At 71.5% G+C, this 12,701-nt stretch carries 14 protein-coding genes; 9 read left to right on the forward strand and 5 right to left on the reverse strand.

Annotated elements, in window-relative coordinates:
* Nucleotides 1-5 precede the first annotated feature (5 nt).
* Nucleotides 6-977, reverse strand: coding sequence for a LacI family DNA-binding transcriptional regulator (locus LQF12_RS15960; RefSeq protein ID WP_231053886.1), 972 nt, complete (start codon nucleotides 975-977; stop codon nucleotides 6-8).
* 30 nt (nucleotides 978-1,007) lie between these two features.
* Nucleotides 1,008-2,213, reverse strand: a complete 1,206-nt coding sequence (locus LQF12_RS15965) for a Gfo/Idh/MocA family protein (RefSeq protein WP_231053887.1) — start codon at nucleotides 2,211-2,213, stop codon at nucleotides 1,008-1,010.
* Between the two features lie 152 nt (nucleotides 2,214-2,365).
* Here LQF12_RS15965 and fucP point away from each other — a divergent pair, with 152 nt between their 5' ends.
* The 3 genes from fucP to LQF12_RS15980 are packed head-to-tail and all read left to right on the forward strand — an operon-like array spanning nucleotide 2,366 to nucleotide 4,357.
* Nucleotides 2,366-3,688: an L-fucose:H+ symporter permease gene (fucP, locus tag LQF12_RS15970; RefSeq protein ID WP_231053888.1), complete on the forward strand. Its 1,323-nt coding sequence runs from the start codon at nucleotides 2,366-2,368 to the stop codon at nucleotides 3,686-3,688.
* A 37-nt stretch (nucleotides 3,689-3,725) separates the two neighbouring features.
* Nucleotides 3,726-3,956, forward strand: a complete 231-nt coding sequence (gene vapB / locus LQF12_RS15975; RefSeq protein WP_231053889.1) for a type II toxin-antitoxin system VapB family antitoxin — start codon at nucleotides 3,726-3,728, stop codon at nucleotides 3,954-3,956.
* Entirely contained in the window at nucleotides 3,953-4,357 is a 405-nt protein-coding gene (locus tag LQF12_RS15980; protein ID WP_231053890.1) for a type II toxin-antitoxin system VapC family toxin, read from the forward strand. Before vapB ends, LQF12_RS15980 begins: the two co-directional genes overlap by 4 nt.
* A 1-nt stretch (nucleotide 4,358) precedes the next feature.
* Here LQF12_RS15980 and LQF12_RS15985 read toward each other — a convergent pair whose 3' ends face one another.
* Entirely contained in the window at nucleotides 4,359-4,958 is a 600-nt protein-coding gene (locus tag LQF12_RS15985; protein WP_231053891.1) for a YdeI/OmpD-associated family protein, read from the reverse strand.
* Between the two features lie 68 nt (nucleotides 4,959-5,026).
* Nucleotides 5,027-5,986, reverse strand: a complete 960-nt coding sequence (locus tag LQF12_RS15990) for an NAD-dependent epimerase/dehydratase family protein (RefSeq protein ID WP_231053892.1) — start codon at nucleotides 5,984-5,986, stop codon at nucleotides 5,027-5,029.
* A gap of 108 nt (nucleotides 5,987-6,094) precedes the next feature.
* On the opposite strand from LQF12_RS15990, the gene LQF12_RS15995 reads away from it, so the two are divergent.
* On the forward strand, nucleotides 6,095-6,904 hold the full coding sequence (locus LQF12_RS15995; RefSeq protein WP_231053893.1) for an MBL fold metallo-hydrolase: 810 nt from the start codon (nucleotides 6,095-6,097) through the stop codon (nucleotides 6,902-6,904).
* 18 nt (nucleotides 6,905-6,922) lie between these two features.
* Here LQF12_RS15995 and LQF12_RS16000 read toward each other — a convergent pair whose 3' ends face one another.
* Complete coding sequence (locus LQF12_RS16000; RefSeq protein WP_231053894.1) at nucleotides 6,923-7,657, reverse strand: hypothetical protein; 735 nt, start codon at nucleotides 7,655-7,657, stop codon at nucleotides 6,923-6,925.
* 64 nt (nucleotides 7,658-7,721) lie between these two features.
* Here LQF12_RS16000 and LQF12_RS16005 point away from each other — a divergent pair, with 64 nt between their 5' ends.
* The 5 genes from LQF12_RS16005 (at nucleotide 7,722) to LQF12_RS16025 (ending at nucleotide 12,691) form a co-directional block, all read left to right on the forward strand.
* Nucleotides 7,722-8,897: a Gfo/Idh/MocA family protein gene (locus tag LQF12_RS16005; RefSeq protein ID WP_231053895.1), complete on the forward strand. Its 1,176-nt coding sequence runs from the start codon at nucleotides 7,722-7,724 to the stop codon at nucleotides 8,895-8,897.
* Nucleotides 8,894-9,931, forward strand: a complete 1,038-nt coding sequence (locus LQF12_RS16010) for a Gfo/Idh/MocA family protein (protein WP_231053896.1) — start codon at nucleotides 8,894-8,896, stop codon at nucleotides 9,929-9,931. The genes LQF12_RS16005 and LQF12_RS16010 overlap by 4 nt, the downstream gene beginning before the upstream one ends.
* A complete protein-coding gene (locus tag LQF12_RS16015; RefSeq protein ID WP_231053897.1) occupies nucleotides 9,928-10,941 on the forward strand; it encodes a Gfo/Idh/MocA family protein in 1,014 nt (337 codons plus the stop codon). Before LQF12_RS16010 ends, LQF12_RS16015 begins: the two co-directional genes overlap by 4 nt.
* A gap of 86 nt (nucleotides 10,942-11,027) precedes the next feature.
* The gene (locus tag LQF12_RS16020; protein ID WP_231053898.1) at nucleotides 11,028-11,936 is read left to right on the forward strand and encodes an ABC transporter ATP-binding protein; all 909 of its coding nucleotides are present in this window, start codon (nucleotides 11,028-11,030) and stop codon (nucleotides 11,934-11,936) included.
* Nucleotides 11,933-12,691, forward strand: a complete 759-nt coding sequence (locus tag LQF12_RS16025) for an ABC transporter permease (protein WP_231053899.1) — start codon at nucleotides 11,933-11,935, stop codon at nucleotides 12,689-12,691. The genes LQF12_RS16020 and LQF12_RS16025 overlap by 4 nt, the downstream gene beginning before the upstream one ends.
* The last annotated feature ends 10 nt before the right edge of the window (nucleotides 12,692-12,701 follow it).

Genomic DNA, 12,701 nt, shown 5'->3' on the forward strand with positions numbered 1-12,701 from the left:
CCAGCTCAGCACCCGCAGCTGCGCCGGCGGACCAGGGCCGGTGCCAGGATGCTCTGCTGCGGCTCCCCCGGCTGGAGGAGGAGGTCGAGGGCACGCCCGACCATCTCCTGCGTCGGCTGGGTGACGGTGGTCAGCGGCGGCCACGCATAGGCGGAGGCGATCGACCCGTCGAAGGCCACCACCGCGACGTCCTCCGGGACACGCGCGCCCGCCTCGTGCAGGGCCAGCAGTGCCCCCAGCCCCTGCTCGTCGGACCCGGCGAGCAGCGCCGTCGGGGGCTGGTCGAGCGCCAGGAGCCGGCGGGCGCCACGGTAACCGCCCTCCCGCGAGTACTCCGCCTCGACCGCCGGACCCTCGCCCAGCCCGGCCGCGCGCAGGGCATCCGACCAACCACGACGGCGATCCTCGCCCGGGGCCGCGCCGATGAAGGCGACCGACCGGTGCCCGTGGCCGAGCAGGTGCTCCACGGCCGTACGGGCACCGCCGAAGCGGTCCACCCCGACGCTGGCCACGCCGTCGGGGGCGGTGGCCTCGTTGATCAGGACCGTGGGCACCCCGGTGGCCCTCACCGCGGCGGTGCTGGCCTCGTCCATCGACTGGGCGATGAGCAGGCCGTCGACCTGACGTTCGGCGAGCTGCTCCACGGCGGTGGTCAGGTCACGGGCGGAGTTGGTGCGCACCAGCAGGGCCAGGCCACGGGCGGCCGCCGCGCGCTCGGTCTCGTCGGTGAGCTGACCGAAGTACGGGTTGCTCATCGTGGCCACGACGAGCCCGATCTGCCCGGTGCTGCCCAGCCGCAGCGCCCGCGCGGTGGCGTTGGGCCGGTAGCCGAGCTCGCGCACGGCGGCGAGCACGCGATCGCGCGTGGCCGGCGCCACGTTCTTCGGACCCCCGTTGAGCGTGTAGCTCACGACGGCGGTGCTCACCCCCGCGCGGGCGGCCACCTCCGCGCGGGTCACCCGGCCCGTCGGGCTCATCGAGGACTCACCGGTGGCTGCTCGCCCGGCTCACTGGGGCGCGTCACCGAGATCGTCGATGCGCAGGCGCTCGCCACCCCGCCGCGCGGACTCATGGGCCACGATCCCGGGCAGCGTGTAGCGGGCGGCGACCCAGGCGTTGACCGGCGGCAGCGCCTGGTTGTTCACGGCGGTGACGAAGTCGTGCACCAGCAGCTGGTGACTGCCCATGTGCCCGTTGCCCATCCCCACCAGCTCGGGCGGCAGGTCGGAGGTGTCGTGCACCGGGGCGTGGCCGGAGACGAAGGAGTCGTGCAGGCGCGGGTCGACCGCCGCGAGGCGCTCGGCCTCCGCGGCGTCGATGTCCGCGTGGCCGGGACGCACCAGGTCCGAGACGTCCTTCAGCTCACCCGAGCGCTCGTGCCAGACGGTCGCGGCGGCGCTCTGCTCGAGGATCCCCTCGGTGCCGTAGAAGGTGAATCGTGACTCCGGCACGCCCTCGGCCAGGCCCACGCGGCGGAACTCGTTGGTGCGCAGACTGCCGCCGTCGGCGGTCTCGAAGAACGCCGTGGCGTTGGAGAAGTCGTTGTCGAACATGCTCACGGAACGGTCGAAGACGCCGTCGCCACGGCGGTCGGGCACCCCGATCGCACTGACGCTGACGGCGTGGGTGCCCCAGGCGCCCAGCACCCCGCCCAGGGCGTGGGTGGGGTACATCAGCGGCGGGTAGCTGGCGGTGCGCTTCCAGTCGGCGCCGCCGCTGTACTGGTAGGCGGCGTAGAAGCCGTGGTCCATGTCGTGCACGTAGTCGCCCTCGGCGTAGAAGACCTGCCCGAACGCGCCCTCGGCGAACTTCTGCCGCGCCAGCACCGTGGTGGGGTTGTACTGGCTGGTCTCCCCCATCATGTAGGTCAGGCCGGTCTCCTTGACCGTCTCGACGATCTCCGCAATTTCGTCGCTCGTGAAGGCCATCGGCACGGCCGAGTAGACGTGCTTGCCGGCGCGCAGCGCCTTGACCACGAGGGGGCCGTGCGTCCACCGCTGGGTGAAGATCGCGACGGCGTCCACATCGCTGGCGAGCATCGCGCCGGCGTCATCGACCACGCCGGCCAGACCGAGGTCGGCGTGCAACGCGGCGGCGCGCTCGGCGAGCAGGTCGGTGGCGGTGACCCGGGAGACACCCGGGTGGGCCTGGAAGAGCTTGGCGAAGCTGCCGGCGAACTGTCCGGCGCCGATGAATCCGAGCGAGAACGTCATGGGATGGATCTCCTTCGAGCGTGGGGTCGACTCCAATCTACTCGAGTAACTTCGTCGGTCAAGGCCCGATCGGCGATCAGGATCCTGGTGCAGCGGGACACGGCCCGGCGGCCGTGGTTGACTGCCAGCACCCGACGGGCGAAGGAGCCCTCATGAGCACCAGCTCGACCGAGACGAATCTCAGCCACGAGCGCGCCCGGTTCCTGCATCCCGGCATGCTCGTGCCGTTCGTGCTGCTGGTGGCGTGCTTCGCCGCCTGGGGCACGGCGGCGAACATGACCGACACGCTCGTGTCCACGTTCACCGCCGTCTTCGACGACATGTCGACCGTGCAGGCCACGCTGGTGCAGTCGGCGTACTACGGCGCCTACTTCCTCCTGGCGCTGCCCGCGGCGTTCGTGAACCAGCGCTTCAACTACAAGGTGGGGGTGCTGCTCGGGCTCGGCCTGGCGGCCTCCGGCGGCTTCCTGTTCCTGCCCGCCGCACAGGCGCAGACGTTCGGCTTCTTCCTCGCCGCCATCTTCGCGCTCGCCGCGGGGCTGTCGATCCTGGAGACCTCCGCCAACCCGTACGTGATGAGCATGGGCCCCGAGTCCAACGCGACCCGGCGGCTGAACTTCGCGCAGGCCTTCAACCCGGTCGGCACCAACACCGGCGTGCTGCTGGCGGCATTGCTGATCGCGCCGAACCTGAGCACCCTCACCGCCGAGGAGCGCGACGAGCTGCCACCCGTCGAACGGGAGGCGCTGCTGACCACGGAGCTCGATGCCGTGATGACCCCCTACGTCGGCCTCGCGGTGGTCCTGCTGCTGATCTGGGTGGGGATCGCCGTCACGCGCGTGCCCGGGCTGAAGGTGGGGTCCAGCGGCGAGGTGGACCCGCGGGGCTCCTCCTCCCGGGTGAAGCGGCTGGTCACCAACACGCACTACTCCTTCGGCGTGGTCGCGCAGTTCTTCAACGTGGCCGCCCAGACCTGCATCTGGACGTTCACCATCACCTACGCCCGCGACCAGATCGAGGCCAGCCCGACGGCGGCCAACTGGTGGTTGCAGGCGAGCCTGCTGGTGTTCCTGGTGGCACGGTTCACGATGGTGGCACTCATGGGCAGGATCGACTCCCGGGTGCTGATGCTGACGATGACCTCCCTCGGCGTGGTGCTGTGCGTGGTCGCGGTGGCCTTCCCCGGGATGGTGGGGCTGGTGGCGGTGGTGTCGCTCTCGGCGTGCCTGTCGCTGTTGTTCCCGACGATCTACGGGATCGCGCTGGAAGGGCTGGGGGGCGATACCAAGTTCGGCGCCGCCGGTCTGGTGATGGCGATCGTCGGCGGGGCGACGGTGCCGCTGCTGCAGGGCCAGCTGGTCGACTCGGTCGGCTCGGCGTTCTCCTACGTGGTGCCGGCGGGTTGCTTCGTGGTGATCGTGGCCTATGCGATCTTCACGCTGCGGGCGAAGCGACCGATCCGGGAGACGGGCTGAGCGTATATACTGGCGCCATATACACCCAGGAGGTCGCATGCGGAGCACGGTGTTCAGAAACAACCGGACGCAGGCCGTCCGCCTGCCGAAGGCTGCTGCACTTCCGGAGGACGTCCGCGAGGTGAATGTGCGCGTGATCGGGCGCAGCCGCGTGATCGAGCCCGTGGGGTCCAGTTGGGACGAGTGGTTCGAGCACGGCCTGCGCACGAGCGCCGACTTCCTCGCCGACCGCGACCAGGGCACTGCAGAGGAGCGGCCCGGGTTGTGAGCACGCTCTACCTGCTCGACACCAACGTGCTCGTCGCCCTCCTGCGTGGCCAGGCTGAGCGTGCGCACCCCCGGCTGCGTGCCGCCGAGGGCCGGATCGCCGTCTCCACGATCAGCGAGATGCAGCTGGAGTACGGCGTCGAGCGTTCACAGGAGCCGCTGCGGAATCGGCAAGCGGTTGACGAACTGCTCTCGCTCGTCGAGATCCTGGAGTTCGACACGATCGCGGCCATGCACGCCGGACGGATCCGTGCGGTCCTGGCGTCTGCCGGGGCTCCGATCGGTCCGTTCGACAGCCTGCTGGCCGGACATGCGCGCTCACTCGGGCTGGTGCTCGTCACGAACAACACCCGGGAGTTCACTCGCGTGCCCGGCCTGGAGGTCGAGGACTGGCTGGCCTGACTCAGTCCGTCGGCATCCGTTTCTGCGGGTGCAGCGTCTCGTGCCGGGCCAGCATGGCGACGAACTCGGTGATCTTGCGTTCGCGGGTCTCGGCCCGTTTCACGTTCTCGATCCGGTAGATCAGCGCGAAGCGGTTCTGCGAGGTGAGCACCTCGAACATCGCCTGGGCGTCCGGGTTCGCCGCGATCGCGGCCGTCAGATCCTCCGGCACGACGGCGCTCGCCGGGCCGGCGTAGGCCGCCTCCCAGCGGCCGTCCGCCTTGGCCTCCTCGACGGCGGCGCGGCCGGCGGGAAGCATCTTCCCCTCGGCCTCGAGGCGTGCCACACGCTCGACATTCTTGGCCGACCAGCGGCTGCGCGGGCGACGCGGGGTGTAGCGCTGGAGCGAGGTGGCTGCGTCGCGGGACTTCGCCTGCCCGTCGATCCAGCCGACGCACAACGCCTCCAGCACCGCGCTCTCGTAGGCCACCGTGGTGACGTTGCCGCCCTTCTTGCCCAGCACCAGCCAGACGCCGGGCGAGGCGGCGTGATTCGCGATCAGCCACTCCCGCCACGTGGCGGGATCGGGGAGCAGGAGCTCGGGCAGCGGCGGGGCGGGCATAGCCGGAGCCTAGCCAGTGGCACCGACATCGACGAGGCTGTCCTGCCGCGGCCGCCGTGCTCGTGCCCTCAGTCCCGGCGGACCCGCCCGTCGGCGAGGAGCCGGGTGACGGACTCCTCGATAGCGGCGAACGTCGAGTAGCGCGGCGTGTGCCCGAGCAGCCGCACCGCCTTCTCGATCGAGTGCGAGGGGGAGCGCCCGATGTGGTCGAGCGTGGCGCGAGCGTCGTCGGGGTCCTGGGCGACCGACCACTGATCGAGTGGTTGGAACTTCACCCGCGGCTCCTGCCCGAACCACCGGTACATGTGCTCGGCGTAGCCGCGCAGGTTCACCGCCTGAGGCGAGACGGCGTTGAAGGCCTCCCCCACCGCGGCGCCCCACCCGGCGATCGCGCGCTCGAAGATCTGCGCGACGTCGTCGGCGTGGACGTGGTGGACCGTCTCGAGCCCGAGGTTGGGCAGCACCAGCTCCTCGCCGCGAGCTATGCGGGAGAAGATCTCCGGGTCGAAGTGCCCGGCAGGGTTGAGCGGCACCCATCCGGGGCCGCAGATGTGGCCGGGCCGGATCACCGTGGCCGGTAGGCCCGTGCGGCGTGCCTCGTCGAGCAGGTAGGTCTCGATGGCCGCCTTCTGGACGCCGTAGGTCCCGTACGGGTTGAGCGGATGGTCCTCGGTGGCGGGGACGGTGGCGTTGTGCCCGTAGACCCAGATGGTGCCGCAGTGCAGGAGGTGCTGGACGCGGCCACGCAGGGCCTCGACCAGCTCGCGGGCACTGTCGAGGGTGAAGCAGATCAGGTCCACCACCACATCCGGCTCCAGCGCCGCGATCGCGCCACCGAAGGCGCCGTCCCGCTCGGCGACGTCGCGGTCCAGGACCACCTGCTCGACGCGCTCCCAGGCGGCGTGGGGCGTGTAGGGGGTGGCCTTGCCGCGGCTGACGCTGATCACCTCGTGGCCGGCGTCGACCAGACGGGGCACGAGGTAGGTGCCGACGTGGCCGCTTCCTCCGATGACGACGACGCGAGCCATGGCTTCCTCCGGGTCCGAGCGGGTGTGCTGGTTCCTCGCCACGCTACAGCGACCATGCGCACCCGGCACAGGCTCGCGCTCCCGCCGCCTACACGCCATGATCGGCCCATGCTCATCTGTGCCACCTGCGCGGTGGAGTACGACGAACCGGTCCCGGCGGTATGCCCCATCTGCGCCGACGAGCGCCAGTACGTCCCGGCCGACGGGCAGAGATGGACCACGGTGGCCGAGCTGCGCGCAGCCGGCACGACGCTGACCTGGACCGAGACCGAACCGGACGTGCACGGCCTCAGCACCCGGGACGCCGTCGGGATCGGGCAGACCGCGCAACTGGTCCGTGCCCCCGGCGGTTCCCTGCTGTGGGACCCGCCGGGCTATCTGGATGACGACGGCGTCGCCCGGGTACGCGAGCACGGTCCGGTCCTGGCGGTGGCCGCCAGCCACCCGCACATGTTCGGCGTCCAGGTGGAGTGGGCCCGTGAGCTGGACGCCGAGGTGCTGGTGTGCGAGTCCGATGCCGGATGGCTCGGTCGTTCCAGTGACCGGGTCCGGTTCTGGTCGGGCACCCGCGAGGTGGCGCCGGGTCTGACCTTGCACCAGGTGGGCGGGCACTTCCCCGGGAGCACGGTGGTCCACTGGGGCGCCGGGGCCGGTGGGCGGGGACTGCTGCTGACCGGGGACACGATCTTCCCCAACCCGGACCGGGCCTCGGTGGGGTTCCTGCGCAGCTACCCGAACAAGATCCCGCTCTCGGCGGCGGTGGTGGAACGGATCGCGGCCCAGCTCGCCTCGCTGACCTTCGACCGGATCGTCGGGAACTTCGGCAACGCGATCGACTCCGACGGGCAGGAGGTGTTGCGAAGATCAGCTGAGCGGCACATCGCCTGGGTGCGTGGCGACTTCGACCGCCTGACCTGAGAGGTACCCTCGCGGTCGTTACGCCGTCGGGCGCTCGGGCCGATCGACCTGGGGGCGCGACGGCAGGGCGCCCGCGATCCGTTGCTCGAGCGCGCCGGTGGTCGCTTCGGGAAGGGCGATGAGCCCCTCCAGTTCACGGGTGGCGCGGCGGTAGGCGGACTGGCGTTCGGCCTGGGTGGCGCCGGTGTCGTCAGCGAGCGCCAGCAGCTGCTTGGCCCGGTTCAACGATGCCCGCTCGGTCTCGGAGAAGTCGGACGTGCGTCGGCGCCGCGCCTCACGTTCGGCGATGTCGAAGGCGAGCTGGTAGTCGCGGACCGCGTCGCGGTAGCGCGAGAGCGCGTCCGGGTCGCGCAGTTCCTCGGTGTCGTCCGGCCGCAGGCCATCAGCGTTGCGTTTGGCGCGGTGGAAGTCGGCGGTGACCTGTTCGCGCATGTCGGTCATGACGGGGTAGTCGATCAGCTTGGCGACGTCGAGCTCATAGGCGAGCCAGCGGCGGTTCACCTCGTCGTGGTCGGCCAGGACGCGTTCGATCTCGCGGGTGCGCACCTGCGCGGGTGCCGCCGGCTGATCCGGCGCATGGGGTGGAGTGGCCGCGCTGTGCTGTGCGCCGTACTTCAGCCGGTACATCTCCAGCTTGTCCCGGCGGCGGCGCTCGTCCCACTTCTGGACGCCCTTGAACCAGCCGCCCGTGATCCCGGCGAGCGGGAACACCAGCCACCAGTAGCCGCCGACGAACTGCCAGAAGTCCTCCACCTGAACAGGATAGTGAGCCGACCCCCTCTTCCTGCTCCTGGCGAGCACGAGGCAGGATGGACCGATGAGCATTCCCCCGCCGCCGGAATCAGCGCCCGTGCGCGTCGCCGTCATCGGCTGCGGCGCCCGAGCCTCGCTCGCGCGGCACGTCGACCCGGTCGGCCGTGCCACTGCTCTCGTCGATCCCGATACCGAAGCGCGCGCCCGCACGGCTGAGTTCCTGCCCGGCGAACCCGTGCAGTACGCCACCGTCGCCGACCTCCTCGAGGCCCCCGGCGCCGTCACAGCGGCCCTGGTCCTGACCCCCGACGACACCCACGCCGAGGTCACCATCCCGCTGCTGGAGGCCGGGATCGCCGTGTTCTGCGAGAAACCGCTCGCGATCACGACGGCGGACGCCGACCGGATCCTGGCCGTGGCCACCCGCACCGGGACACCCCTGTACGTGGGCCACAACATGCGACACATGAGCGTGGTGCGGCTGATGCGCGAGATCATCGACCGGGGCGAGATCGGCGAGGTCAAGGCCGTCTGGTGCCGCCATTTCGTGGGCCACGGCGGCGACTACTACTTCAAGGACTGGCACGCCGAGCGCGCCCGCAGCACCGGCCTGCTGCTGCAGAAGGGTGCTCATGACATCGACGTCATCCACCATCTGGCCGGCGGCTACAGCACCCGCGTCACCGGGATGGGCGGCCTGACCCTCTACGACCAGGTCACCGACCGCCGCGACAACTCCGATCGCCGGATGGCGGACTGGTTCTCCCTCGAGAACTGGCCGCCACTCAGCCAGCGCGAGCTGCACCCCGTCATCGACGTCGAGGACCTGTCGATGGTCCAGATGCAGCTCGACAACGGCGTCCACGCCTCGTATCAGCAGTGTCACTACACCCCCGACTACTGGCGCAACTACACCGTGATCGGCACCGAGGGCCGGCTGGAGAACTTCGGCGACGGCGAGGGCGGCGTGGTGCGGGTGTGGAACCGACGCTCGGGCTACCGGCCCGACGGTGACGCCGAGTACCCGATCACCGGCGACGAGGGCGGGCACGGCGACGCCGACGCGCGCACCGTGGCGGAGTTCCTCGCCATGGTGACCGACGGCGCACCCACCCTCACCTCCCCGCTGGCGGCGCGCCACGCCGTCGCCACTGCCGTGGCGGCCACCGAGTCGCTGCGGGCCGGCTCCGCTCCGCGGGAGGTCCCGGCACCGGACCTCGACCGAAGGACGACCTCATGACCCCTCCCGCTCCCGCGCTGCGCGTGGGTCTCTTCGGCGCCGGCGGGATCGCGGGCGTGCACGCCCCCGCCTGGCGAAGCCTCGGTGCCGAGCTGCTCGTGCACTCCACCCGCGGGGCGCCGGACCTGGTCGCCCGCTTCGGCGGCACGGTCACCGACAGCCTGGAGGAGCTGCTCGACCGGGTCGACGTGGTCGACGTCGTCACCCCGACCGCCACCCATGCCGACCTCGCCCTCGCCGCGATCGCCGCCGGTAAGCACGTGGTCTGCGAGAAGCCGCTTGCCCTCACCTCCCACGACGCCACCGTGATGGTCGAGGCCGCCGAGCAGGCAGGCGTGCGGCTGTTCCCGGCGCACGTGGTGCGCTACTTCCCCGCCTACGCCGCGGCCCACGCCGCCGTGGCGGCAGGCCGGATCGGACCGCCGGCCGTCAGCCGCTTCCGGCGGGTCAGCGCCGCTCCGGCGCAGGACTGGTTCTTCGACGTCCCGCGCTCCGGGGGCATCGTCATGGACCAGATGATCCATGACCTGGACCAGGCCACCTGGCTCTCGGGCCCGGTCACCGAGGTGTTCGCCCAGTCCGTCACGCGCACCGCCGACAGCGCCCGGACCGCGAGCGCCACCGTCACCCTCACCCACGCCTCCGGCGCGATCAGCCATTGCTTCGGCGTGTGGGGCCACCCGCACCTGCCGTTCTCCTCCTCCTTCGAGCTGGCCGGGCGGGACGGTCTGCTCCGGCACGACTCGGCCCGCGAGGACGGCGTGCGGTTGCACCTGCCGCCGACCCCCGGAGGCGGCTACCTGCCACCGGCGGACGTGGCCACCAGCCCCTACACCACCCAGATCGTCGACTTCGCCCGGGCCATCCGGGAGGGTTCACCGGCACAGGTGGGCGGACCGGACGGGATCGCCGCCGTACGCCTGGCCGAGGCCGCCAACGAATCCATCCGGACCGGCGCGGTGGTCGCGCTTGCCGGATCGGACGCGGACGCTCCGGCCACCGGCCGACCCACCACCGAGGAGGCCCGCCGATGACGCTGACCGTCGCGATCCTGTCCTTCGCCCACCCGCACGTCCACGGTTACGCCGCCTACCTGAGGGCGCAGCCCGGGATCCGCGTGATCGGGACCGACACCGGCGCTCCGGACCCGGGCACCCGGCGCGGCGCCGAGCTCGCCGCCGACCTCGGTCTGGAGTACCTCCCGGACGTGGCGAGCGTGCTGGCGCAGGCCCCGGACGCCGTCGTGATCTGTGCGGAGAACACCGCCCACCGCGAGCTGACGGAGCAGGCGCTGGCGGCGGGGGCGCACGTGCTGTGCGAGAAGCCGCTGGCCACCAGTGACGAGGACGCCGCGGCGATGGTGGCCGCCGCGGAGGCCGCGGGCCGGATCCTGATGACCGCCTACCCGGTGCGGTTCGCGCCGGTGGTCGAGGACCTGCTCGCGCGGGTCCGTGCCGGCCAGCTCGGGCAGATCATGTCGGTGCACGGCACCAACAACGGCAAGATGCCGCGGCCACAGGAGCGCTCCTGGTTCACCGACCCGGAGCGCTCGGGGGGTGGGGCGATGATGGACCACGTGGTGCACGTGGCCGACCTGCTCGACGCACTACTGGGCGAGCCGGCCGAACGGGTGCACGCGGTGACCAACCAGATCCTGCACCCGGACGCCGGGGTCGAGACCGGGGGCGTGGTCTCGGCGTGCTACCCCGGTGGCGTGATCGCGCAGATCGACTGCTCGTGGTCGGTCCCGGACTCGGCACCGACCTGGGGCGGGCTGACGCTCGAGGTGCAGGGCACCGAGGGGTCGATGCGGATCGACCCGTTCGCCGGCCATGTGGGCGGCTACGACTCCGACGGCTCGATCTGGCAGGCCTACAGCACCGACCTCGACGCCCGGCTGATCACCGCCTTCCTCGAGGCGGTCCGCACCGGGACCGCCCCGCAACCGGACGGCCGCGTCGGTGCGCGCACCCTCGCGCTCGTGACGGCGGCGCAGCGGTCGGTGGCCTCGGGGCAGGTGGAACAGGTGCGCGCCGTCGGGTGACGGGAGCGATCGGATGACACCTGTCACACGGAGCTCGTGACAGCACCCCCTCGCGGTGGACACCTCCGCGGCGCCACCGTGGGGGTATGAGCACATCACCGGCCGTCGAGCTCGACGGCATCGTCAAGGAGTTCCGGTCCGCCGCAGGGCCCGTCCGTGCGGTCGACGGGATCGACCTGACCATCCGGACCGGCGAGATCGTCGCCTTCCTCGGACCGAACGGCGCCGGCAAGACCACCACGCTCGACATGGTGCTCGGCCTGACCGACCCCACCGCGGGCACGGTGACGGTGGCCGGTCAGCAGCCCCGCCGCGCCGTGGCCACCGGCCGGGTCTCGGCCGTGCTGCAGACCGGGGGGCTGCTGCGTGACCTCACCGTGGCCGAGACCATCCGGCTGATCGCCTCCACCTACGCCGACCACGCCGGAGTCGGCAGCGTGCTCGAGCGCGCGGGCCTGACCGACATCGCCGGCCGGAAGGTGTCCAAGTGCTCCGGCGGGGAGCAGCAGCGGCTGCGCTTCGCCCTCGCGCTGCTGCCCGACCCGGACCTGCTGATCCTCGACGAGCCCACCGCCGGGATGGATGTGACCGCCCGGCGCGAGTTCTGGCGCACGATGCACGCCGAGGCGGCGAACGGGCGCACGGTCGTCTTCGCCACCCACTACCTGGAGGAGGCCGACGCCTTCGCACAGCGGATCGTGATGGTGGCAGGCGGGCGCGTCGTGGCCGACGGCACCACGGAGGAGATCCGTGCCCGCGCCACCGGACGGCGGGTCTCGGCCGCGTTCGGCGACCCGTCCGGTGCCCTGGCTCGCCTGCGCGACCTCGAGCTCGTCACCTCCGGCGAGCACGACGGCGAACGCGTGCACCTGCACGCCACCAACTCCGACGCCCTGGCCCGCACCGTGCTCGACCTGGGCGGCACCGACCTGCTCGTCACCTCCGGCTCGCTCGACGACGCCTTCACCACTCTCACCCAAGGAGCCACCCGATGAACACCACCTACCTGCGCATCGAGCTCGCCCGCGTGAGCCGGGACCTGGTCAGCATGTTCTTCATCGCGGTGATGCCGGCGTTCTTCTTCATCGTCTTCGGCGCCTCAATGGACTACGGCGCCTACCCGATCGGCAACGGCAACGTCTCCATGCACACGATGATCTCGATGGCGGCCTTCGGGGCCGTGACGGCGACCACTGGCGTAGGCGGGATGGCCGCCGTCGAGCGGATGCAGGGGTGGGGTCGCCAGCTCGGCCTGACGCCGATGTCGGATGCGCGCTACGTCACGGTGAAGACGACCGTGGCCTTCACGATCTCGCTGATCCCGATCGGCCTGGTGTACGTGATCGGCGCGTTCACCGGCTCCAGCGCACCCGGGTGGGTGTGGGCCGCGAGCGCCGCGATCGTGATGCTGGGGGCGGCGGTCTTCTCGCTGTACGGCCTCATCGTGGGCCTGCTGTTCCGCAGCGAGGCGGCGGTGGGGGCGGCCAGTGGCGCCCTGGTGATCCTGGCATTCCTCGGCAACATCTTCTTCCCCCTGAGCGGCGCGATGCTGACGATCGCGAAGTTCACCCCGCTGTACGGGATCATCGGCCTCGCCCGCTTCCCGCTCACCGACGGCGCCCTGGTGGCCACGGACGGCGTCGGCGGGTCGGACCCGCTGTGGGTGCTGCTGGCCAATTCCGTGGCCTGGACACTGATCTTCGCCGTCGGGGCGGTGCTGCTGGTGCGGCGCGGCCGCTCCCGTCAGTAACGCAGGGCGC

It is taken from the genome of Ruania suaedae, assembly GCF_021049265.1.
GTDB classification, from domain to species: Bacteria; Actinomycetota; Actinomycetes; order Actinomycetales; family Beutenbergiaceae; genus Ruania; species Ruania suaedae.